At 73.3% G+C, this 23,237-nt stretch carries 16 protein-coding genes and 1 pseudogene; 8 read left to right on the forward strand and 9 right to left on the reverse strand.

Going from position 1 to position 23,237, the window contains the following annotated elements; all coding sequences use genetic code 11:
* Positions 1-198: 198 nt before the first annotated feature.
* A complete protein-coding gene (locus G7Z13_RS33500) occupies positions 199-4,200 on the reverse strand; it encodes a hypothetical protein (protein ID WP_240926095.1) in 4,002 nt (1,333 codons plus the stop codon).
* A gap of 427 nt (positions 4,201-4,627) precedes the next feature.
* On the opposite strand from G7Z13_RS33500, the gene G7Z13_RS03000 reads away from it, so the two are divergent.
* Entirely contained in the window at positions 4,628-4,873 is a 246-nt protein-coding gene (locus G7Z13_RS03000; RefSeq protein WP_165995768.1) for a hypothetical protein, read from the forward strand.
* Positions 4,874-5,016: 143 nt separating this feature from the next.
* Here the strand turns inward: G7Z13_RS03000 and G7Z13_RS03005 are convergent.
* Positions 5,017-5,565: pseudogene (locus tag G7Z13_RS03005) on the reverse strand (IS630 family transposase); the annotation flags it as partial.
* 578 nt (positions 5,566-6,143) lie between these two features.
* On the opposite strand from G7Z13_RS03005, the gene G7Z13_RS03010 reads away from it, so the two are divergent.
* Positions 6,144-7,529 carry an MFS transporter gene (locus tag G7Z13_RS03010; protein WP_165995770.1) on the forward strand — a complete coding sequence of 462 codons (1,386 nt, stop codon included), beginning with the start codon at positions 6,144-6,146 and terminating at the stop codon, positions 7,527-7,529.
* 54 nt (positions 7,530-7,583) lie between these two features.
* On the opposite strand, the gene G7Z13_RS03015 is transcribed toward G7Z13_RS03010, so the two are convergent.
* From G7Z13_RS03015 to lnt, 4 genes are all read right to left on the reverse strand, one after another.
* The gene (locus tag G7Z13_RS03015; RefSeq protein WP_165995772.1) at positions 7,584-9,575 is read right to left on the reverse strand and encodes a GAF domain-containing protein; all 1,992 of its coding nucleotides are present in this window, start codon (positions 9,573-9,575) and stop codon (positions 7,584-7,586) included.
* A 70-nt stretch (positions 9,576-9,645) separates the two neighbouring features.
* Positions 9,646-10,479: a 3-hydroxybutyrate dehydrogenase gene (locus G7Z13_RS03020; RefSeq protein ID WP_240926097.1), complete on the reverse strand. Its 834-nt coding sequence runs from the start codon at positions 10,477-10,479 to the stop codon at positions 9,646-9,648.
* Between the two features lie 55 nt (positions 10,480-10,534).
* Complete coding sequence (locus G7Z13_RS03025) at positions 10,535-11,014, reverse strand: NUDIX domain-containing protein (RefSeq protein WP_165995774.1); 480 nt, start codon at positions 11,012-11,014, stop codon at positions 10,535-10,537.
* 68 nt (positions 11,015-11,082) lie between these two features.
* The gene (gene lnt, locus G7Z13_RS03030) at positions 11,083-12,693 is read right to left on the reverse strand and encodes an apolipoprotein N-acyltransferase (protein ID WP_165995776.1); all 1,611 of its coding nucleotides are present in this window, start codon (positions 12,691-12,693) and stop codon (positions 11,083-11,085) included.
* 291 nt (positions 12,694-12,984) lie between these two features.
* On the opposite strand from lnt, the gene G7Z13_RS03035 reads away from it, so the two are divergent.
* Positions 12,985-14,025: an O-antigen ligase family protein gene (locus G7Z13_RS03035; RefSeq protein WP_166004566.1), complete on the forward strand. Its 1,041-nt coding sequence runs from the start codon at positions 12,985-12,987 to the stop codon at positions 14,023-14,025.
* A gap of 14 nt (positions 14,026-14,039) precedes the next feature.
* Here the strand turns inward: G7Z13_RS03035 and G7Z13_RS03040 are convergent, their stop codons facing one another.
* A complete protein-coding gene (locus G7Z13_RS03040; protein WP_165995778.1) occupies positions 14,040-14,585 on the reverse strand; it encodes a hypothetical protein in 546 nt (181 codons plus the stop codon).
* A gap of 169 nt (positions 14,586-14,754) precedes the next feature.
* Complete coding sequence (locus G7Z13_RS03045; RefSeq protein ID WP_165995780.1) at positions 14,755-15,558, reverse strand: aspartate/glutamate racemase family protein; 804 nt, start codon at positions 15,556-15,558, stop codon at positions 14,755-14,757.
* A 57-nt stretch (positions 15,559-15,615) separates the two neighbouring features.
* Here G7Z13_RS03045 and G7Z13_RS03050 point away from each other — a divergent pair, with 57 nt between their 5' ends.
* Complete coding sequence (locus G7Z13_RS03050; RefSeq protein ID WP_240926098.1) at positions 15,616-16,791, forward strand: glycosyltransferase; 1,176 nt, start codon at positions 15,616-15,618, stop codon at positions 16,789-16,791.
* 47 nt (positions 16,792-16,838) lie between these two features.
* On the opposite strand, the gene G7Z13_RS03055 is transcribed toward G7Z13_RS03050, so the two are convergent.
* Positions 16,839-18,149, reverse strand: a complete 1,311-nt coding sequence (locus G7Z13_RS03055; protein ID WP_166004570.1) for a TerD family protein — start codon at positions 18,147-18,149, stop codon at positions 16,839-16,841.
* Between the two features lie 304 nt (positions 18,150-18,453).
* On the opposite strand from G7Z13_RS03055, the gene G7Z13_RS03060 reads away from it, so the two are divergent.
* The 4 genes from G7Z13_RS03060 (at position 18,454) to G7Z13_RS03075 (ending at position 23,232) form a co-directional block, all read left to right on the forward strand.
* Positions 18,454-18,909 carry a DUF6643 family protein gene (locus G7Z13_RS03060; protein WP_165995782.1) on the forward strand — a complete coding sequence of 152 codons (456 nt, stop codon included), beginning with the start codon at positions 18,454-18,456 and terminating at the stop codon, positions 18,907-18,909.
* A gap of 42 nt (positions 18,910-18,951) precedes the next feature.
* Positions 18,952-19,776 carry an MOSC N-terminal beta barrel domain-containing protein gene (locus G7Z13_RS03065; protein ID WP_165995784.1) on the forward strand — a complete coding sequence of 275 codons (825 nt, stop codon included), beginning with the start codon at positions 18,952-18,954 and terminating at the stop codon, positions 19,774-19,776.
* Between the two features lie 290 nt (positions 19,777-20,066).
* Entirely contained in the window at positions 20,067-20,669 is a 603-nt protein-coding gene (locus tag G7Z13_RS03070; RefSeq protein WP_165995786.1) for a hypothetical protein, read from the forward strand.
* A 133-nt stretch (positions 20,670-20,802) separates the two neighbouring features.
* Positions 20,803-23,232 (forward strand): right-handed parallel beta-helix repeat-containing protein, encoded by a 2,430-nt coding sequence (locus tag G7Z13_RS03075; RefSeq protein WP_165995787.1) that lies wholly within the window; start codon positions 20,803-20,805, stop codon positions 23,230-23,232.
* The last annotated feature ends 5 nt before the right edge of the window (positions 23,233-23,237 follow it).

Consider the following 23,237-nt stretch of genomic DNA (forward strand, 5'->3'; position numbering starts at 1 on the left):
GCGAGGCTGGGTGAAGCAGGCGAAGGCCGACCGCGGCCAGGACCAGCCCGGCGAGCTGACCTCCGCCGAGCGTGAGCAGCTCAAGCGGCTGCGCAGGCAGCTCACGGTCCGCAACCCGGAGATCGTCGAGCTCGCCCGGCACTACGGGACGGCGATCCGCACCTGTCTGTCGGCCGAAGGCGCGTTGCCGACCGCACCTCACGCGACCTCTGTGAACACCTCCGTCCATGCCTCGCCATGTGCCGCGCGCCCCGCCCACGATGCCGTACTGCGCAGGGCCGGGAGGAGGGCGGGCGGCGTCCGCGGGTCACGCATCAGGGCGTACAGCTCGGGCGAGATGTCGCCGAGGCTCTGGCCGGCGACCTCCACCAGCTGCTTGGCGAAGGCGATGTCCCTGAGGGCGAAATCGAGGATGGTCTCGGTCAGCTGCTCCCTGTCTTCGAGGCTGACCACGCGGAGGTAGCGTCGCCAGTCGTTGGCCAGGCCGTCGCGCCAGTTGCCCTTGCCGGAGGGGTGGACCCGGTTGGTGAAGTCGAGCACGCGGTCCAGGAGGGCACGGGCAGCCTCCCGGTGGTTCGCGGCGGCGAGGCGGCGGCACAGGTGGGGCAGGTGCTCGAAGCGTCGGCGCCATGCGTGCAGCGCGATCTCTCTGTCACCTGGCGGGAGGAAGAGCGGGAGATGCGCGAAGGCCAAGTCTTCCAGGTCGTGGAGAAGTTGGTTGACGGGTCGAGCTGAGAGGTCGTCGAAGTGGGCGTGCAGGGCGATCCGTAGGAGGTACGCCTCGTTGGCGGCCAGCATGAACTGCCGGGCATGGTGGTCGTACGGCGGGCCGGCCGTGGCACGCTTCTCTCGTCCTCGGTCCTCCATCGCATCCAAGACCGGGCCGAGCTTGCCGAACGGGTCCTGACTTCGCCAGTGCTCGGCGTGCCTGTGCAGTTGGTCGCTGACGCTGCTGAGGATGGCCTTATGGGTCTCGGCGTTGCGTGTGGCCGTGAGAAGGGCGACCGTCTCGTCGACGGTGGTCGGGAGTAGGCCGCCCTGGGTGGTCGCCAGGGTCTGCAGCTTGACGCCAAGTGCCTTGAGACCGGTGGGCGAGTCCTGGAGGGTCTTGGCGATCGTGAGCAGTGTCTCCCGGTGTCCGGGGTCCTCGAGGACGCCGGTCAGCATGTCGGGGCCCATGGTGGCCAGGCGTTTCAGTCCACTCAGGTCGCCGCTGTGAGTGGCGTCCTGCTGCAGTGGACCGAGCAGAGCACCGGGGTGGTCGGCCGCGAGTCGGCCGAGCGCTTCCCGTAGCCGTACCGCGTAGGCACCGGTGGCGGGCGGCTCCATGTCGACGTGCAGGGCGAGGGCCCGCTTGGCCACGGCGTGGCCTCCTGCGGCGGCGGCCACCGTGAGGGAGGGTGGCCACGGGTCGCACAGCCAGCGCCGCAGCGTGGAGTCGCGACAGCGGGCCGGGTCCGGCGGTGACGGCAGGCAGGCCGCCACCGTCTCGGCGGGCAGGGGCACCTTGTCCACGGCGAGGGCCCTGGCGACCACGCCCGTGGCGCCATGTTCGGCATCACTGTCGTGGGTCAGCTCCGTCGGCGACAGATGGCCCCGACACCAATCGCGGGCGGCGGCGACGCCGGTCTGCTGAGGATCCTGAGAGAGGAGGGGCGCCAGCAGGTACTTGGCGACGGGCTCGGCGGACTCGGGCGAGGTAGCCGCCTCCGCGAGGCGATCCAGGCACCTGCGGACGAGCTTGCGAGACCCGGTGGCGAACACTTGCGCCAGGGCACGCAGACGCAGTGCATCCGAAGGTGCCGCAGGGCCGGCCGTCAGATGTTCGGCCAGGGAACAGGCGGTGTCCTCGATCTGCTCGGCGGTGGCCGCTCGTAGCGTGGACGCCCACGCTGGGGCGGCTGCGTCGACGAGCTTGTCCAGGGATGCCTGCCACTGCTTCTGCTGGAGACCGTCGAGGAGTCCGGGCAGGCCTGCGGCATGGGCGCCGTACGGACCGGGGTGCCGGGCCGTGAGGTGCGCCAGAGCCGTCAGTGTGTGCAGCAGGACGGACTTGTTCCGGAAGGTGACTGCCGCCTCCAGCAGCTTGCTGACGCCGGTCGCGCATTGCTCGGGTGCCGCGATATGCAGGCAGAGCAGGAAGAGGGTCAGATCTCGGCCGTACGGGAGGCACTTCAGCTGTTCAACGTCCGCGAAGTCGAGCAGGCCGAGGGAGGAGAGGAACTGTGCGACTTGCTGCGGCTGCTGGTGCGCGAGGTGCGTGACGGCGATCAGTGCCCGGCGTCGGTCCTGGGGGTCCTCGCGGTTCCAGATGGCGCGAAGGGTGTGTGGCCAGGCCGACGGGGCCGGATTGCTGGTGCCGGTGAGCACCGTCATGTAGGACGCGGTCTGCCACGGGTCGGCGTCCCGCAGGGTCTTCACAGCCAGAAAGACCAAGCTCTTCGGGGGGTGGCGCAGACCGGCGTGGATGCGCAGGGCGGTGAGCCGGGTGGCGGCGTGTTCGTGCCGCATCAGCGTGTCCAGCGCGGTGTGCCAGCCGGCCGCACCGTCGCGATCCGCGATGTGGAAGGCGTGCTTGGCTGCCTCGGCGAGGAAGAGGTCGTCCGGGTGCCGGGTCACGCGGTCTGCAGCCGCGGCAAGTCCCTGTCCAGCGCACCGCAGGGCTTGTCCGGCCGCGTGCTCCGCGAACGCCTGGTGGTGGAAGGAGATACGGTCGCCGTCGACCTTGCGTAGCACACCGCGGCGCAGCAGCACGGATACTGCCTGCCGTGCGCGTTGGTACTTGAGGTCCGCATGCGCCCTGAGGGCACTCAGTGCATTCGCGCGGTGCAGTTCCGGTTTGCCCTCGCGGAGCATCGCCAGGCCCAGGACCCGTACCTCCTTTGAGAGGTCCCAACGGGTCTCGTCGTCCGCCGGGCCGTCGTCGAAGACCGCGTGCCGGACGTCTTCCACCACACGAGCTTCCCAGTACTCCCGGAAGAGGTCGGTGACGTCGATGTCCTTGTCCCGCGGGCCGGCGGGGGCGTAGACGTCGAACAGCATGCGCAAGGAAAGCGGGTGTCGGATCAACTGTCCGAGCGGCAGCCCCCGTGCCGCCGCGTACACGAGCGTCGACCGCATGCGCTGGGCGAGCGGCTCCACCGGGCCGCGGCCGTGCCGGCTGTTTTCCTCACGTGGGCTCGGCACTCCATACTCACGGCAGAAGACGCGCAGGTGCGCCTCCACGGCGCGATCGAGCTCGGAGCCCGGTTCCCACGGGGCGCCGACGTGCTGTCCGCCACCCGCCGCCGAGCGGCCATCGTCGTAGCCCTCCAAGTGCTCCTTGGTGAGCAGGGCCTCGACGCCTTCCAGGTCGCGATCCTCCAGCCTGCGTGCCTCGACCGACCGGCAGGCGACAGCGACGGCAACACCCAGCCTGCGGGCATCCCTGATCAGGGCCACCAGCCGGTTGCGCCCCTGGTCGGTGCCGTCATGGAGGAGCAGGTCCACGGTGTCCAGTAGAAGAGCGACTGGCCGGGGCGTCTTCCGGGCGCGCATGCCCGACAGATGAGCCTCAAGAGCTGTCAGCAGATCCGGGAGTCTGAGATCCGCGGGGCGGCCGGGAGTGTCGAGCAGGGCGGACGCCGAGACCGCCACGACCGTCCACCCGGCGGCGCGGAGTTCCTCGCGCACTCCCCAGAGCACGCAACTCTTGCCGGTGCCGGGCTCGCCGAGTACGGCACTTCCCTGGGGACGGCGGTTGACTAGCTGGTTCTTGAGGCTCCGGACGAGCACCTTCTGAGCCCGGCGGGTTACGTAGAGGTCCCGCAGGTGGACGGCGGCCCGATTGGGGTCGTCGAGCAGGGGGACGACGGACTCCCAGATGCGGACGGTCCGGCGGTCCACCGTGTCGACCTTGCGGAGGGCGGCACGGCTCTCATCCTGCTGGGCCGGGACCGACCGGTCGCGGAGGTCCATACGCCGGGTCGAAGAGCCGGTGGGCCGGGGAACGGCCGTGTCGATGCGGGCCGGTGACCGGCGGACGGGCACCACAACGTCCCTGCCCTCCTTCTCCTCCTGGTCCGCAGCATGGAGACGCCGGAACAGTTGCTCCTCATCCGCGTACGGCGAATCGCAGGTGGCAGGGTCGCAGCCCACCCGGGACCGCACGACTACGAACCACTCGAGGTTCCACAGATTGCCCTTGCGCCAGTCCGTCACGGCGGACTCACTGCAGCCGAGCCATGCGCCGACCGTCCTGTTCCGGGGCTGGCACCCGGTCTCGGGGTCGCCGTGCTCGGCAGTCCAGTGCGCCAAGGCTCGCCACAACCAGGCGCTGTGGGGACGGGCCGTCTCGTCAAAACAGTCCGCCACCGACGTCCAGTCGAGCTTGCGCCCTCGCCCCGATGGCAGAGGCCGCGCGTTCACCGATTTCTTCACCACTTCCCCCGGCATGCCGCGCTGAAGAATTCCTCCCATCCTGCCAGGTCGTGGCGATCGGTGAGCAGGCTTCAGGGGGTGCCTCCGCTCGGAGCGGGCGAAGAAATACGGCACCGGGGTGATCTGTTCGGGCCGGTCGCCGACCGGCCTCTCCTCAGGGCCGATTGAAGCCCGAACTCAGGAGAGCCCTCGGGCCAGGAGCCGAAGCATGACACTTGACACGATCTTCGACCTGCTGAGCGCACTGCCGCACGTTTTCGGGCCAGCCAGCACCATCACCGCGGGCCTCGTCCTCGCGCGCACCACGGTGCGACACCTCACCCTGATCTGGCTGACGCGCGGGGCCACTCCGTCGGAACGGGCGACGATCCTCGCCTCGGTGCACGCGCGACCGCGGCCTTCCTGGCGTGCCCGCGCCGGTCGGCTCGTCCGGCGCTGGAGGTGGCGCCGGTGACGTGAAGGGGGCTCGCCAAGTGGCGGCGCTCCACCATGGGCGCCGCCCCGGGCCGCGCAGTATGGAGTGCGCCTCAGGCGACACCGTATTTCCGGGGAGTCCGGTCGGCCCGAACCTGCGGTCTCGTCGTCTGAATCTATTGATCAGAAACTCATGGGGTTCTCGTCCATGACGTAGCGGACGTGTGGGCCGCCGAAGTAGCCGCGGACGATGTGCGGCTGACGCTGACGCCTGCGGAAGAAGCGGCGGGTCTCGGCGGCGAGTTCGGCCTGATCGCGGGCCCGGTGCTGCCGGGGCAGGCTGTGCTTGAGATCCGCGTTGACCAGCTCGTCGGGGTTCAGCTCGGGCGCGTACGGGGGCAGGAAGTGCAGTTCGACATCATCGGGGTGGGCGGCGAGCCAGTCGCGGACCTTTTTGGGACGGTGGGCGGAGTGCCCGTCGACCACGAGGTGGACCTTGTGGTCGAAGTGGCCGGCGAGCCGGTCCAGGAAGCGGCACATCACCTCGGCGGTGAAGCTCTCCGTGAAGACCATGAAGTGCATCCGGCCCTTGGTGCTGATCGCCGACATCGCGTTGACCGAGAACCGGTTCCCGCTCCGCCGCACCACGGGGGTCTTCCCCTTCTCACCCCAGGTCCGGCCGGTGACCTGGTCCGAGCGGATGCCGACCTGGTCGGCGAAGACTGACTCGCCGCCGTCCGTTCGCTCACACCCACCCAACGACCCAAAACCCAAACCGTTTCTGATCAATACCAGCTTCCCGCTTGTGCGCAATCGACAGCTCATCGTCCCATAAGTCTGTGTGGGCTGACCGGCGCTCCCTTCCTCCGGGCCCTCACCCCGCCGAGAACAGCAAGGACGACGTACGACGTGGCAAGTCCGGTCAGTCGCAAGATGCTGCCTCGAAGGGTGATCACATGGTTGATCAGCAGCCCGGTCCATCCCAGATGCCCGAGTCCTACGCAGCGTAGTCAGCACCAAGTCAGCACGGGACGGGTGAGAAGGGGTGATGACATGGGCTTGCAGTCAGCACCGAACCAGCACGGGAGTCAGCACGGCGCCTCCAAATCATGCCCGAATAACGCAACTCGGACAGTGCCCTTCGTGGCCTCGTCGAGGATCTCGCAGAGGCTTCGGGCGCGCCCCCATGGTGGGCACGCGCACTCCCCATCACAGAACTATGGTGTCCCACCACATACGACTCTGACCTGCACGTTCCTACGGTATGGCGACACGAACACGTCCCCGTCAACCGCCAGGAAGTGGTGCCGATGTCCTCCCCCGCGACCGCTCCACCAGCCCCCTCCAACCTCAAGCGCATCGTCGCCGCCAGCCTCATCGGCACCACCATCGAGTGGTACGACTTCTTCCTCTACGGCTCCGCGGCCGCGCTCGTCTTCAACCAGTTGTTCTTCCCGGAGTCCGATCCGCTGGTGGGAACGCTGCTGTCGTTCCTGACGTACGCGGTGGGCTTCGCGGCCCGCCCGCTCGGGGCGCTGGTGTTCGGGCACTACGGTGACCGGCTCGGGCGCAAGAAGCTGCTGGTGCTGAGTCTGCTGCTGATGGGCGGGGCGACGTTCGCGATCGGCCTGCTGCCGACACACGCGACGATCGGCAGCGCCGCGCCCGTCCTGCTGACCGTGCTGCGGCTCGTTCAGGGCTTCGCGCTCGGCGGCGAGTGGGGCGGGGCCGTGCTGCTGGTGTCGGAGCACGGGGACGCGCGGCGCCGCGGGTTCTGGGCCTCGTGGCCGCAGACCGGCGCGCCGGCCGGGCAGTTGCTCGCCACGGGTGTGCTGTCGCTGCTGACCGCCGTGCTCTCCGACAGCGCGTTCACCAGCTGGGGCTGGCGGATCCCGTTCCTGCTCTCCGGCGTGCTGGTGATCGTCGGGCTGTGGATCCGGCTGTCCGTCGACGAGTCGCCCGTCTTCCGGCAGGCGCTCGCGCAGGCCGAGGCGCGCAAGGCGGAGCGGTCGGCGGAGGTCGAGAAGCTGCCGCTGGTGGCCGTCCTGCGGCACCACTGGCGGGACGTGCTCATCGCGATGGGCGCGCGCATGGCGGAGAACATCAGCTACTACGTCGTCACCGCGTTCATCCTCGTCTACGCCACCACCGCCGCCGACGTCTCCAAGCAGACCGCGCTCAACGCGGTGCTCATCGCCTCGGCCGTGCACTTCGCCGTCATCCCGCTGTGGGGCGCGCTGTCGGACCGGGTCGGGCGCCGGCCCGTGTACCTGGTGGGCGCGGTCGGGGTGGCCCTGTGGATGTTCCCGTTCTTCGCGCTCGTCGACACCGGTTCCTTCGGCAGCCTGCTCCTCGCGGTCACCGTCGGCCTGGTGCTGCACGGAGCGATGTACGCCCCGCAGGCCGCCTTCTTCTCCGAGATGTTCGCGACCCGGATGCGCTACTCGGGCGCCTCCATCGGTGCCCAGTTCTCCTCGGTGGCGGCCGGCGCCCCCGCCCCGCTGATCGCGACCGCCCTGCTGGACGCGACCGGCGGCTCCACGTGGATCGCCCTGTACGTGATCGCGGCGGCGCTGCTCACCGTCGTCGCCGTGGCGGCGGCCAAGGAGACCCGCAACCGCGACCTGGCCGACATCGAGTCCCCCGCGGACGCCACGCCCGAGAGCGCGCGGGCCACGGACGCGCACACCGTCTGACCCGCCCGCCCGCTGGCCGCGGTCCGTGTACGCCGGTGCGTACGGGGGCCGCGGTCAGCGGCGTTCCGGTGCCGACAGCCGGTGCAGGCGCAGGGCGAGCTGGATCTCCAGGGCCCGTGACGGCGTCTGCCAGTCGTCGCCGAGCAGCCGCGCGACGCGTTCCAGGCGCTGGGCGACCGTGTTGACGTGGACGTGCAGCTCGTCCTTGGTGCGGGCGGGGCTCATGCCGCAGGCGAAGTAGGCGTCGAGGGTGCGCAGCAGCTCGGTGCCGCGCCGTGCGTCGTACGCCACCACCGGGCCGATGGTGCGGTCCACGAAGCCCGTCACGTCCCGGTCGCCGGCCAGCAGCAGTCCGAGGAAGCCGAAGTCGTCGGCGGCGGCGCCGTCTCCGGTGCGGCCGAGCAGGCGCAGGGCGTCGAGACAGCGGCGGGCCTCCGTGTACGCCGCGGCCACCCCGTCGGGGCGGGCCGCCAGGTCCCGTACGGGCGGGGAGGCGCCGACGGTGACCGCCTCGTGGACGGCTCTGCCGAGGTGGCGGGCGGTGCGCCGGGCGAGTTCGGTGGCGGTGTCGTGGGAAGCCAGCGGCAGGAGCAGGACCGTACCGCCGTCACGGGCCGCGGCCAGTCCCTTGCGGGTGGCGGCGAGGTGGGAGGCGGCGGACCACAGGCGGCGCCGGGCGGCGGCCTCCTGGTCGGCGTCGGCGGCGGGGCCGTCGAGCCGGGCGGCCAGCAGGACGTGGGTGGCGTCGAGGTCGGCGTGCAGCCGGGCGGCCCGCTCGCGCAGCAACCGCGGGTCGCGGTCGCGGGCGTCCAGCAGGTCGTCCAGCAGTTCGCCGCGCACGCGTTGTTCGGCCTCGGCGGCGGAGCGGCGGGCGAGCAGCAGCAGGGAGGTGACCATCGCGGCGCGCTCCAGGGTGCGCTGGTCGACCGGGTCGAGGCCGGGATGGCCGCGCAGCACCAGCGCGCCGAGGAGTTCCCCGCCGGCGGCGACGGCGGCGATCCAGTCGTCCTGGTGCCGCACCGCGTGGCCTTCGGCGCGGGACTCGTCCAGGGCGCTCGCCGGGGCGCCGTCCGGTTCGGTGAACTCGACGGTGCCGTCCAGGACTTCGGAGACGGCGGCGGCCACGTCGTGCACCCCGCCGCCGCGCAGCACGAGTTCGGCGAGCCGGTCGTGCACCTCGGAGGCGCGTTCGATGACGCCACTGCGGTCCTGGATGATCTCGTTGGCGCGTTCCAGGCGGGCGAGGGCGGAGCGGGTCTCGGTGAGCAGGTTGGCGGTGTCGATGGCGGCGGCGGCCAGCGCGGCGAAGGAGCCGAGCAGCGCGATCTGCTCGCGTTCGAAGACCCGGGCACGGCGGTCGGCGGCGAAGAGCACCCCGATGACGTGGTGCCCCAGCATCAGCGGCACGCCGAGGATGGCGACCAGTCCCTCGTCGCGCACGCCCGCGTCGATGGCGTCGGTGTGCTGGAAGCGGTCGTCCTTGAAGTAGTCGTCGGTGACGTACGGGCGGGCGGTCTGCGCGACGAGACCGCCCAGGCCCTCGCCCATGCCGAGCCGCAGCTGCTGGAAGCGGGCCGCGACCGAGCCCTCGGTGACCCGCATGTAGGTGTCGCCGCGGACCGGGTCGTTGAGGCTGAGATACGCCACGTCGGTGCCGAGCAGGGAGCGGGCGCGCTGCACGATCGCCTGCAGGACGGCGTCCAGGTCGCGCAGCCCGGCGAGGTCGTGGGCGGTCTCGAACAGCGCCGACAGCTCGGCCTCGCGGCGGCGCCGCCCCTCCAGCTCCGCGCGCACCCGCAGCGCGAGCAGTTTGGCGCGCTCCAGCGCGGCGATCCGCTCGCCCGGCCGGCCCTCGGCGCGGGCGAGCAGCACCGGCCGCTCGTAGGCGTCGACGGGCGCACCGCGCGCCAGCAGTTCGAGGAACGGCGCCTCGGCGTCCTCCTCAGGCGGGGTGAGACCGTGGGCGGGCACGCCCGGCACGCCGGCGGCGGGCGGCTTCCCTCCCCCGGCGGCTCGCTGGGCGGACTGCACATGATCGCGGGACATGCTCACAGCATTCACCATGACGCGGTCGCCCCGGCAGCCCTGTGGACGACTCCGGGCCGCCGGGGCGGACTCAGTGCGCGGTCCAGCCGCCGTCGAGGACCAGCGAGGTGCCGGTGACGAAGGACGCCTGCGGCGCGCACAGGTACGCCACCGCCTCCGCGACCTCCTCCGGTTCGATGAGCCGCTTCACCGCGCTGTCCTGGAGCAGCACCTCGGACAGGACCCGCTCCTCGGGGATGCCGTGCGCCCGCGCCTGGTCGGCGAGCTGCCGCTCGACCAGCGGGGTGCGGACGTAGCCGGGGTTCACGCAGTTGGAGGTGACGCCGTGCGGCGCGCCCTCGAGCGCGGCGGTCTTGGACAGGCCCTCCAGCCCGTGTTTGGCGGCGACGTACGCCGACTTGTACGGCGAGGCGCGCAGCCCGTGCACGGAGGAGATGTTCACGATGCGGCCCCAGCCCTGCCCGTACATGTGCGGGAGGGCGCCGCGGATCAGCCGGAACGGGGCCTCCAGCATCACGGTGAGGACGGTGTGGAAGACGTCGGGCGGGAACTCCTGCAGCGGCCGGACCAGTTGCAGTCCGGCGTTGTTGACGAGGACGTCGGTGCCGGCGGCGACGAGTTCGGCGGCGTCCAGGTCGGTGAGGTCGAGGACGTGCGGCTCGACGGTGCCGGCCAGGCCTCCGGCCTGTTCGGTGAGCGCGGCGAGGCCGGCGTCGTCCCGGTCGACCGCTCTGACCTTGGCCCCGGCGGCCGCGAGCCGCAGCGCGCAGGCGCGGCCGATGCCACCGGCGGCCCCGGTGACGAGAGCGGTACGGCCCCCCAGGTCGAGCGGAGGCGTGGACGGCCCGGACGGGGAACCGGAGGGCACGGGCGGCGGGCCGGGAAGGTCACGAGGCGCGGTCATGTCCTCGACCCTAGGCAGCCCCCGCCCCCCGCCCCATGTGGTCAGCCCCCACAGTTCACTGCGAAGGCATAGGCTCGAACCACGTGGGTGCGTCCGACACGGCCTGCTTGATCCGCAGCAGTTCGGACTCGTCCAGCTCCGGCAGCGCGTCCACCTCGAACCAGCCGACTTCCAGCGACTCGTCGTCATTGACCCGCGCCTCACCGCCCACGGCGCGGCAGCGGAACGTGATGTCCATGTACTGGCAGACGTCGCCGTTCTCGTACGTCACCGGGGCCAGCGCCTGCACGACGACCACCCGCTCGGGGACGCACCGCACCCCGGTCTCCTCGTGGACCTCCCGCACCGCGCAGGCGGCCGGCTGCTCGCCCGGGTCCGGGATGCCGCCGATCAGCGACCACCTGCGGGTGTCGGTGCGGCGGTTGAGCAGCACTCTGCCCTCGTCGTCGAAGACGAGCGCGGTGACCCCGGGGAGCCACAGCAACTGGTGTCCGGCGGCGGCCCGCAGGGTGCGGATGAAGTCGGGAGTAGCCATGCGCCCGACCCTAGCGGGCCGTCCGGTCCGCCCGCGCGCGTTCCGGGGCGTACGCGACGGCCGTGGGGTCAGACGGCAGCCGCGCGCCGCCCGCGCGCGGCCGCGGCGACCGCCCAGCCCAGGCCGCCCGCGGCGACCAGCAGGAGGACGATCTCGGGCAGGACGCCGAGCCGGGTGGCGGGGGTCTCGGAGGAGCGCAGCGGCACCTCCTGGACCAGGGAGTCCGCGACGAACATGCCGGTCTTCCGGGTGATCGTGCCGTCCGGCAGGATGATCGCGCTGACGCCGCTGGTCACCGGCACGGTGACGGTCCGGCTGTGCTCGACCGCGCGGATCCGCGACATGGCGAGCTGCTGGTAGGTCATCTCGCTGCGGTCGAAGGTCGCGTTGTTGCTCGGTACGGAGATCATCTGCGCACCGTGGGTGACGGTGTCCCGCACGGCCCAGTCGAAGGCGGCCTCGTAGCAGGTGGCCAGGCCGACCTTGACGCCGGCGAGGGTGAAGACGCCCGGTTCGCCGCCCCGGCTGAAGTCCTGGCGGACCATGCCGGTCCAGTCCTCGTTGATCGCGTCGAGCAGCGAGCGCAGCGGCAGGTACTCGCCGAAGGGCTGGATCTGCCGCTTGTCGTAGGTGTCGACGGGTCCCTTCTCGGGGTCCCACAGGATCTGCTCGTTCAGCAGCTTGCCGTCGCGTGCCACGACACCGCCGACGGAGACCGGCACCCCGATGGCCTTCGCGGCACGGTCGATGACCACGCGGGCGTCGGCGTTGGCGAAGGGGTCGATGTCGGAGGAATTCTCCGGCCAGAGCACGAAGTCGGGCCGGGGGACCTTCCCGGCCTTCACCCGGGCGGCCAGCCGTTCCGTCTCGCGCGCGTGGTAGTCGAGCACCGCGCGGCGCTGGGCGTTGAAGTCGAGGCCCGCGCGGGGCACGTTGCCCTGGATGACGGCGACCGTGGCGGTGCCGGTCTCGGCCTTGTCGCTGACCAGCGGCAGGGCGGCGAGGGCCGCGAGCGGCGGCACGGCCAGGCCGAGCAGCGCGGTCAGCGCGGCGGACCGCCGCACCGCGCGGGCGCGGCGGGCGTCCACCGCGAGCCGGATCACCTCGCACAGGCCGAAGCCGCACAGGACGACCGCGAAGCCGAGCAGCGGGGTGCCGCCGACGGCGGCCAGCGGCAGGAAGACACCGTCGGCCTGACCGAAGGCGATCTTGCCCCACGGGAAGCCGTGGAACGGCACCCGCGCGCGTGCCGCCTCGCCCGCGATCCACACGGCCGCCGCCCACACCGGCCAGGCGGGCAGCCGTGACACGGCGGCGACACCCGCGCCGACCAGGGCGACGAACAGCGCCTCGATCGCCACCAGGGCGAGCCAGGGGCCGGGACCCACCTCCACGCCCGTCCACACCAGCAGCGGCAGCAGGAAGCCGAGGCCGAACAGATAGCCGAGGCCGAGGCCCGCCTTCACGCCGCGGCCGCGCAGCACCCAGCCGAAGGCGGCGAAGGCCGGCAGGGCCAGCCACCACAGGGTGCGGGGCGGGAAGCTGACGTAGAGCAGCACTCCGGAGAGCGCCGCGGTGGCGGCCGGGACGAGGCGCTGCAGGTGCGCGCCGCGCGGTGCGGACGCGGTCCGCGGCCGCACGTCGTCCGACTCGCCGACGGAGGTTGCGGTGACGGTCACTCCGGGAGTCTACGGCGGCCTTCCCCGCAGCCGACAGCGCGGCCGTCCCCGCCCCGGCCCTCCGCTCCGGCCCCCGGCGCCCCCTCGTCTCGAGCGCCCGCCCTCCGCGCCCTCCGCGCCCCCCCCAGCCCCGCTCGTACATCTCGTCCCGGCTCATCCACAAAACCGCCCACCAGCCGTTACGGTATGCCCGAGCCGTGAGCCGTCCGTCGGGGAAGCGGGCGGCGGACGGGTCCGTCACAGGTCGGGGGACCGGTTTCGGGGGCGGGTGGGGTCGTGGGGTCCACGAGGATGGCGTCGGTGGCCGGTGAGGACGCCGACGACGAGCGAAGAAACGTTTCTGACGCGGCGGGGGTGGCCGTGCTCGGAGCCTGTGCCGCATGGTCGCTGATCACGGCGGCGGCGCACGGCGGCCGGCCCGAGGGCGTGCTGCTGGCGGTGCTCGCCGTGGCCGCCGGACACGCCGCCGGGCGGATCGGCGCCTCGCTGCTGCCGGTCGCCGCGCCCTGCGCCGGCGCCCTGGCCGGGCTCGCCCTGACCGTCGCCGTACCGCACCTCGCTCCGGGACCGGCGCCCGGCGCCCCGCTCGGGCACGCGGGGGCCGTCGCCGCCCTGCCGGCCCTGGCCACGGGCGCCGCCTGCTGCGCCGCCTGGTCGGCCGGCGCCGGCCCGCTGCGGCCGCTGCTCGGCGCGCTGGCCGCCGGGATCACCATGACCGCGGCGCTCGTGGGCTCTACGGCGGGCGCCGTGGCCTGCACGGCGGTGCTGCTGGTCTCGCTCGCCGCCGCCCGCGTACGGCGCCGGGGACCCGCACTCGCGGGGCTGGCGCTGGCCGCGCTACTGGTCGCCGCCGGGATCTGGGCGGTCGCCGCGCGCGTACTGCCCGCCGGGGTGTCCGCGTCGCTGGAAGGGCCGCTGACCCGGCACCGGATCGAGCTGTGGCGGGACGCGCTCGCCCTCGCGCGCGGGGACGCGGCGCTGGGCGTGGGGCCGGGGCGGTTCGAGGAGCTGAGCCAGGCCGTGGCCGCCGCACCGCTGTCCGACGGCAAGCCGCACTCGGCACCGCTGCAGCAGGCGGCCGAGCAGGGCCTCGTCGGGCTGCTCCTCCTGGCGGCGGTGTTCTGCTGGCTGCTCTGCTCCTTGTGGCGCACCGCGCGCCCCACGCCGGTGGCGCTGACCGCGGGCGCGGCGCTGACGGCGGTCGCGGTGGTCTGCGCGGTCGGCAACGCGCTGAGCTTCACCGCGGTGACGGCGGGTGCGGGCCTGCTCGCGGGACTGGCGACCGCGCGGCCCCTGCACAGCGAGCCGTCCCCCGGCGCGGAGCGGCCGTGAGGGGGCGTCCGGGGTCAGCGGGCCTCTCCGGGCGCGCGGGGCAGCAGGCGGTCCCGGATGACCCGTACGGCCGCCTCGGCGTCGTCCACGGTGACCGTGAGGGTGTGCCCGTCCCACAGCCGGAGGATCACGCCCTCACCGCGCCGTACGACGACGGCGGTGCCCTTCTCGGGACGCCAGCGGTAGCCCCAGCCGCCCCAGTGACGCGGTGTGACGTACGGCGTGAAGTCCGCGCCCACCACGTCGGACAGGGGGATGCGGCGGCGCGGTACGCCGATGTGCCCGCAGCGGATCTCCAGGCACTCCCGGTCCACCCGCAGCGCGACGTGCACGAAGGCCAGGGTGCCGAAGAGGACCAGCAGCCCCGCGGCGATGCACCCGACGACGGCCATGACCAGCGGGGCGATGCCGTTCGTCCACGCGGAGTCCACGGCCAGCTCGATGCCCAGCGCCAGGCAGGCGGCGCCGATGAGCGCCAGCAGCCACTGGACCCGGTTGGTGGCCCGGCCGGTCCAGACGTCGGGGTGGGGCGCGTGCGCGTCCGGGGGGTGGTGCCTCATGTCCTTGAGGTTACTCAGCTTTCGCTGGGCGGGTAGCCCGTCGCGCACCGTCACTGGCCCACCCGGGCAGGTGGCCTCGCGCGCGCCGGCCCGGCCGGACCACCCGCGCGCCTCTCCACTCCCCGCGCGGCTCCCCCGCGCGGTCCTCACGAGCCCGTGACCGGCGGCGTCAGCGCGGATCGGCCACCCGCGCGGGAACGGCGGCCGGCGCGAGCAGGCGGCCCTCCTCGTAGGCCAGCGCGGGCTCGGGCAGCGCGCCCTCGCGTCCGCTCAGCAGCACCGTCACCCCGCCGCGCGCCGCGTTCCCGGGCTCCGGGCGGGCGCCGATGCGGCGCAGCGCCTGCGCGGCGACGGCACCGGCCGAGCCGTGCAGGACCAGCGGCGGACGGCCCGGCCGCCGCACGGCGGCGCGGATGCGCTCGGCGACGAGTTCGTAGTGGGTGCAGCCCAGGACGACGGTGGTGACCTCGGCCGGCGTCAGCTCGGCGGCCGCCGCGACGGCCGCGTCGATCGCCGCCTCGTCCGCGTGCTCCACGGCCTCGGCGAGCCCCCAGCACGGCACCTCGGTGACCGGCACCCCGGCGGCGAAGTCGCGGATGAGTCCGCGCTGGTAGGGGCTGCCGGTGGTGGCGGGCGTGGCCCAGATCGCGACGGGGCCGCCCCCGGCCGCGGCCGGCTTGATCGCCGGGACGGTGCCGATGACCGGGATGCCGGGCTCCAGACGGGCGCGCAGCGTGGGCAGGGCGTGGACGGTGGCGGTGTTGCAGCCGATGATCAGGGCGTCGGGCCGGTGCGCGGCGGCGGCCTCGGCGACGGCCACGGCACGCGCGGTGAGGTCCTCGGGGGTGCGCGGCCCCCAGGGCATGCCGTCGGGGTCGAGGGAGAGCACCAGATCGGCGTCGGGGCGGAGGCGCCGTACCGCGGCGGTCGCCGCCAGCAGCCCGATTCCTGAGTCCATGAGCGCGATCTTCACCCGGCCACGATAGTCGATGTGCCCGTGCCGCCCGCCGCCGTGGGGCACACTGCGCGGGTGAGCCCCCTCGCGTGGATCGCCGCCGGTTCCCTCGCCGCCTGGCTGTGGCTGCTGCTCGGCCAGGGCTTCTTCTGGCGTACGGACGTCCGACTGCCGCCGCGGCGCGATCCGGCCGACTGGCCGTCCGTCTGTGTGGTCGTGCCGGCCCGCGACGAGGCCCAGGTGCTGCCGGTGAGCCTGCCGTCGCTGCTCGGGCAGGACTATCCGGGGCGCGCGGAGGTGTTCCTCGTCGACGACGGCAGCACGGACGGCACCGGGAAGCTGGCGCTGGAGCTGGCGCGCCGGCGGCGCGGGCTGCCGCTGACCGTGGTGTCGCCGGGCGAGCCGCCCGCGGGCTGGACCGGCAAGCTGTGGGCGGTGCGGCACGGAATGAGGGAGGCACGCGCGCGGGGTCCCGAGTACCTGCTCCTGACGGACGCCGACATCGCGCACGCCCCGGACAGCCTGCGCACGCTGGTGGCCGCGGCCCGCACCGGCGGCTTCGACGTGGTCTCGCAGATGGCGCGGCTGCGGGTGGAGAGCTTCTGGGAGCGGCTGGTCGTCCCCGCGTTCGTCTACTTCTTCGCGCAGCTGTACCCCTTCCGGTGGATCGGCCGGCCAGGCGCGCGGACGGCGGCCGCGGCGGGCGGGTGTGTGCTGCTGCGCACCGAGGCCGCCGAGCGGGCGCGCGTCCCGGACGCCATCCGGCACGCGGTGATCGACGACGTGGCCCTGGCCCGCGCGGTGCGCGGCGGCGGCGGCCGGCTGTGGCTGGGGCTGGCCGACCGGGTGGACAGCGTGCGCCCCTATCCGCGCCTGCACGACCTGTGGCGGATGGTCTCGCGCAGCGCCTACGCCCAGCTGCGGCACAACCCGCTGCTGCTGCTCGGCACCGTCGCGGGACTGGCCGTCGTCTACCTGGTGCCGCCGGCGGCACTCGCCGCGGGGCTGCTCGCGGGCGACACGGCGGCGGGAGCGCTCGGCGGCGGGGCGTGGCTGGTGATGGCGGGAACGTACGTGCCGATGCTCCGCTACTACCGGCAGCCCCTGTGGCTCGCGCCTCTGCTGCCCTTCACCGCGTTCCTCTATCTCCTGATGACGGTCGACTCGGCGGTGCGGCACTACCAGGGGCGCGGTGCGGCGTGGAAGGGCCGGACCTACGCCCGTCCGGGCGCCGTGCCCGACGAGGGCTGACCGCGTCCCGCCGCTCGCCCGCCGCTCCCCCGGCTCGCCGGGGCGGCTCACTTGCGTCCGGGCGTCCAGTTCATGCCCCACCCGTAGGCGCGGTCGACGGTCCGCTGCGGGCTGACGCCGTGCTCGGGGATCAGATAGCGGGCCTCGCGCTGGACGATGAGGTCGCCGCCGTTGTTGGTGATCAGCGCGAGCGCGCAGACCGAAGACGGGACCGTGCACTCGTCCAGGGAGAAGTCGATGGCGGCGCCGTGCTGCGGCTGCAGGGTGACCGTGGCGTGCAGGTCGGCGAAGGAGCGGGCGCCCTCGTAGATGGTGACGAAGACGAGGATGCGCCGGAAGGCGTCCTTGTAGTCGAGGTTGACGGTCAGGTTCTCGCCGGTGGCCACGGCACCGGTGCGGTCGTCGCCGTCGAGATGGATGTACGGCGGCTGGTGCAGCGAGCCGAAGGTGTTGCCGAGGGCCTGGACGACGCCCTTGCTGCCGTCGGCGAGTTCGTACAGCGCGCACAGGTCGAGGTCGAGGTCGGAGTGCGTGGCGACGGCCCGGCCGAGCTTGCTGCCCCAGCCCGAGAACTGCTTGTGCACCTGCCAGTTGAGGTTCACCCGCAGCGCGCCCGAGGTGCCGCCCTGCTTGGCGAGGGACACGGTCGGGGCGTTCTTGGTGAGCGTGACCTTGGTGAGCCGGACGGGGGCGGCGGGCGGCGCGGCGGGCGGGGGCGGGGACGCGGGCGCCGTGAAGGGTGCGGTCACGGGCGGGGCGGGAGGCGTGGGCGCGGCGTAGGGCGAGGGAGGGGCCGGCGAGAAGGGGACCGCGGGCGGGGCAAAAGGCGCGGCGTGCTGTGGTTCGTCGACCGTGATGCCGAAGTCCGTGGCCAGTCCCTCCAGGCCGCTGCCGTAACCCTGGCCGACCGCGCGGAACTTCCACGCGCCCTGACGGCGGTAGAACTCGCCGAGCACGAACGCGGTTTCGACCGTCGCGTCGGTGCTGTCGAAGCGCGCCACCACCTCGCCCCGGGCGGCGTCCTTGACCTCGATGGACAGCTCGGGCACCTGGCCGAAGGCGCCGCCGTCGGCGGAGGCGGCGACGACCACCGTCTCGACGGCGGGCTCCACGCGCGCGAGGTCGACGAGCAGGGTGTCGGTCACCCGGCCGCCCACGTCCCGCTTGCCCTCGTGGCGGACCGCGCCGGAGGAGTGGGCGGGCTGGTTGTAGAAGACGAAGTCGCCGTCGGAGCGGACTTTTCCCCCGACGAGCAGCAGCGCCGAGGCGTCCGCGTCGGGGACGCCCGGTCCACCGCGCCAGCCCACCTCGACCCGCAGGGCCGTCGTCGGCACCGGCTTGTTCGACCCTTTCGACATGGACATGTCCGCCCCCATCGCGCGTTCTCCAGGACTCTCCGGACGCCCAACCTATTGCCCCGGGCGACGAAGTCCCACAGGGCGTGCGCAACAGCCCGCACGCCCCCTCCGGGAGCTGTACGAAGATCGGACGGCAACCGGCGGTAACCCGCTCGGAACTGAGCCTTTACACCACCCGAACGCCGCGTGCCGCCCCTTTTTCCCGAGTTCGCTCGCATTGGGGATCCAGCGTCACCGCAGGCACGGAAAACAACCCCATTATCGGTCTCCCCAACCAGCACATCGTGGGCTTAACTTATGTGCCATGACCTCCCCCCGCTCCACTTATGGTGGCGGCTACTACTCCGCCTCCTTCCCGGACACTCCGATCTACGACTCCCTCGTGGCCGAGCGGGGCACCCCGCAGATCGCCCCGATCCGGGTCCCCGCCGCCTACGACGCGCCGGCCGCTCCCTCGCTGCCCGCGCTGCCGTCGGCACTCCCCGCCCTCCCGGCGGCCCCCGCCCAGCCCGCCTACGGCTATCCACAGCAGCACGCGCAGCAGCCGCAGCCCGCGCCGCTGCAGCACGCGGCGCCGACGGCGTACATCCCGCAGCAGGCCACCGCGCCCCGCGGCTACCCGGGTCCGCAGGCCCCGCAGCAGCCGCGTCCGGCCGCCGCGCCCGCCGGCGGCTACGAGGCGATGCGCCCCGCGGCGCCGCGCCCGGCGCCCGCTCCCTACCAGGACCCGTACAACAACCAGCAGTACCGCGGCTACTGACCGCCTCCCCCGGCCCTCCACGCCACCTGGCACGATGGCCCCATGGGGAACGCGGAGCTGCAATCGATACATGTCCATCCGGTCAAGGCGTTCCGGGGCCTGTCGCTCCCGGAAGTCCTCGTGGAACCCTGGGGGCCGGCCGGAGACCGACGCTGGGTGCTGATCGACGACGGGGGAAAGGTCGTCACGCAACGCCAGCAACCGCGCCTCGCGCTGGCCGTCGCCGAGCTGCTGCCCGGCGGCGGCATTCGGCTGTCCGCGCCCGGCCTCGACCCGCTGACGGTGTCCGTGCCCGAGCCGGCGGACACCGTGCGGGTGGAGATCTGGCAGGACAAGGTGGAGGGCGTCCCGGCCGATGCCGCCGCGCACGCGTGGTGCAGCGCCTATCTCGGGACCGACGTCCGCCTGGTGCACATGGACGATCCCGCCACCCGCCGCCCCGTGGACCCGGAGTACGCGCTGCCCGGCGAGACGGTGAGCTTCGCCGACGGCTTCCCGCTGCTGCTCACCTCCGCGGCGTCCCTCGACGCCCTCAACGCGCTCATCGCGCAAGGTGACCGGGCAGCGGAGGGCCCGCTGCCGATGAACCGCTTCCGGCCCAACCTGGTGGTGGCCGGCAGCGCGCCCTGGGCGGAGGACGACTGGTCCCGGATCGCCGTCGGCGCAGTGGAGTTCCGCGTCGCCAAGCCCTGCGGGCGGTGCGTCGTGACCACCACCGACCAGTCCAGCGCCGAGCGCGGGCGCGAGCCCCTGCTCTCCCTGGGCCGCCACCGCCGGATCGGCGGCAAGCTGGTCTTCGGCCAGAATCTGGTGCCCGTCTCCCCCGGCACCGTCCGGGTCGGCGACCCGGTGCGCGTCCTCGCGTAGCCGGGGCGGCCTGAACGGCGGGACGACGGACCGGCGGTACGGCGGCACCGCGCCACAGCGGCCCGAACCCCGGCGCCGGACACGGCGGGCGGGCGAGATCCCGCCAAGTCACCGACGTCTGGGAACCGCGCCGCGACATCCGCACGTTGGCGTTGCGTGAGACGTTCACGAGGGCCCGGCCGCAGGCGCGGACGCACGCCCCGCCTTGGCGGGTGCGGCGCCCCGACCGGCCGGTCCCACGCCTGAACGGCTCCGCCGGGGAGGCCCGCGAGGCGGAAAGGGGTGCGGGAGTGCGAGCCCTGAGCGGACTCTGGCGCTGGCGGCACAATCCGCTGCGCCGTGCCACCGATCTGGCCGAGGCGTGGCTGGCCCTGACGGCGCTGCTGCTGATGCTCCTCGCCGCTCCCCTGCTCGGTGTCCTCGTCGGCTCCTCCGCGCAGGACTCCCTGCAACGCGCGGCGCGTGAACAGCGCCTGACCCGCCACCAGGTGACGGCCACCGTCGTCCGCCGGCTGGAGCGCGGCCCGCTGGAGGCCGACCCCGAGACCGCCACCCGCGACACCCGTACCCGGGTCCTCGCCGCATGGACCGCCCCGGACGGCAGCGCGCACCGGGGCCCGGTCCTCGCGCGGCTCAAGTCCGCCGAGCCCGGCGACCGGTTCGTGCTCTGGACCGACCGGCGCGGTCACCTGGTGGGTCCGCCCCTGGACCCCGCCGCCGTCGCCACGCACGCCGTCCTCGCCGGAGTCGGTACGGCGCTGCTCACCGCGGGCCTGGTCGAGACCGGCAGACGGCTCGTCCTGTGGCGGATGGTCCGCCGCCGCCACGCCCGCCTCGACCGGGCCTGGCAACAGGCCGGCCCGGACTGGGGCAGAACCGGCGCCGGAAGCTGATTCCGCCGTCCGGCGACGGCGGCCGGCCGCCTTCCGGCTCCGGTCAACTCACGGTCCGCGCGCACGCTACGGTGGACCGGCCGAACTCTTCGGCAACGACCCGCGTACGACGAGGTGGGGGCACAACAACGCCATGGCACAGGGCACGGTCCAGGTGACGCACACCGGCACGTCGCGGTGGCGGCGCCGCACGGGTGAGTACGCATCGCTCGCCGCCGCCCTGGAGGCCGCGGCCGACGGTGACGTGCTCACCGTCGCCCCCGGCACCTACCGGGAGAACCTCGTGGTGCGCCGCGCGGTGACGCTGCGCGGCCCGGAGGGCTCCCCGGGCTCGGTGCGCATCGCGCCGGCCGACGGCGTGCCGCTGACCGTGCGGGCCTCCGCGGTGGTGCAGGACCTGCACGTGGAGGGCCAGGACGCCGCGGCGCCCGCCCTGCTGGTGGAGGACGGCACCCCGGAGCTGGTGGACGTCCGGGTGGTCACCCGGTCCGCCACCGGCATCGAGGTGCGCGGCGCGGCCCGGCCGACCGTGCGGCGGTGCACCGTCGACAATCCGGCGGGCATCGGCATCGCCGTGGTGGACGGCGGGGGCGGGGTGTTCGAGGAGTGCGAGGTGGTCGCGGCCGGTCAGGCCGGCGTCGCGGTGCGCGGCGGTGCCCGCCCGCGTCTGGAGCGCTGCCGGGTGCACCACGCCTCCGGATCGGGGCTGACCGTCACCGGTGAGAACTCCGCGCTGGAGGCGCTGGGTTGCGAGGTCTACGAGGTGCGGGGCAGCGGGGTGCAGATCACCGGCCGCGCGACCGGGCATCTCACCGACTGCGATGTGCACCGCACCACCGCGGACGGTGTCACCCTCGACACGGACGCGGTGCTCACCCTGGCCGACTGCCGGATCCACGACATCCCGGAGAACGCGGTCGACCTCAGGTCCCGCTCGGTGCTGACGCTGACCCGCACCAGCGTGCGGCAGTTCGGGCGCAACGGCCTGTCGGTGTGGGACCCGGGCACGCGCGTGGACGCCAACCAGTGCGAGATCTTCGACAGCACCGGCGACTATCCGGCGGTGTGGGTGAGCGACGGGGCGACGGCGGTCCTGGATGCCTGCCGGGTGCACGACGTGCCCGACGCCCTGTTCGTCCTCGACCGGGGGTCCCGCGCGGACGTCGTCGACAGCGATCTGTCCCAGGTGCGCAACACGGCCGTGTCGGTGAGCGACGGCGCGACCGCCCAGCTCGACGACTGCCGCATCCGGGACGCGGCGACGGGCGCCTGGTTCCGCGACCACGGCAGCGGCGGCACCCTGAACAACTGCACGCTGGACGGCACCCAGACCGGCGTGATCGTCACCAAGGGCGCGGACCCGGTCATCGAGCGGTGCGTGGTCGACTCGCCCGCTGAGGCGGGCTTCTACGTCTCGGCCGGGGGCCGCGGCAGCTTCCTGAACTGCCGGGTGACGGGCAGCGGCGGCTACGGCTTCCATGTGATCGACGGCTGCCGTACGACGCTGAGGAAGTGCCGTACGGAGCGGTGCGCGCGCGGTGGCTACGAGTTCGCGGACGGCGGCCCGGACGCGGGCGCGGGACCGGTCGTCGAGGACTGCACCAGCGACGAGAGCGCGGGGCTGAGGACGCCCGCTGCGCCGGAGCCCGCCGTGCAGACGGTCGGCGGCTCTCCGGGGCTGCTGGGCACCATCCCCGACCAGCGGTCCACCGAGCAGCCGCCCGCGAGTTCGGCCTCGGCGCCGAAGCCGGTGCGCACCTCCAAGGACGTGCTCGGCGAACTGGACGCGCTGGTGGGCCTGGAGAGCGTCAAGCGCGAGGTGCGGGCGCTCACCGACATGATCGAGGTGGGCCGGCGCCGGCAGCAGGCGGGCCTGAAGGCGGCCTCGGTCAAGCGGCATCTGGTCTTCACCGGCTCCCCCGGCACCGGCAAGACCACGGTGGCCCGGCTCTACGGCGAGATCCTGGCCTCGCTCGGGGTGCTGGAGAAGGGCCATCTGGTCGAGGTGTCCCGCGTGGACCTGGTCGGCGAGCACATCGGCTCCACGGCGATCCGCACCCAGGAGGCCTTCGAACGGGCCCGCGGCGGCGTGCTGTTCATCGACGAGGCGTACGCGCTCTCGCCCGAGGACGCGGGCCGCGACTTCGGCAAGGAGGCCATCGACACCCTGGTGAAGCTGATGGAGGACCACCGCGACGCGGTCGTGGTGATCGTCGCCGGGTACACGGCCGAGATGGAGCGGTTCCTGTCGGTCAACCCCGGTGTCGCCTCCCGCTTCTCCCGCACCATCACCTTCGGCGACTACGGCCCGGAGGAGCTGCTGCGGATCGTGGAACAGCAGGCCGAGGAGCACGAGTACCGGCTCGCGCCGGGCGCCGCCGAGGCCCTGCTGAAGTACTTCACGGCGATCCCGAAGGGCCCCACGTTCGGCAACGGCCGCACCGCGCGGCAGACGTTCGAGGCGATGGTGGAGCGGCACGCGAGCCGGGTCGCCCAGTTCGACGAGCCGAGCACGGACGACCTGACCCTGCTGTACGCGGAGGACCTGCCGGACCTGCCCTGAGCGGG

This window comes from Streptomyces sp. JB150 (genome assembly GCF_011193355.1).
Classification (GTDB): domain Bacteria; phylum Actinomycetota; class Actinomycetes; order Streptomycetales; family Streptomycetaceae; genus Streptomyces.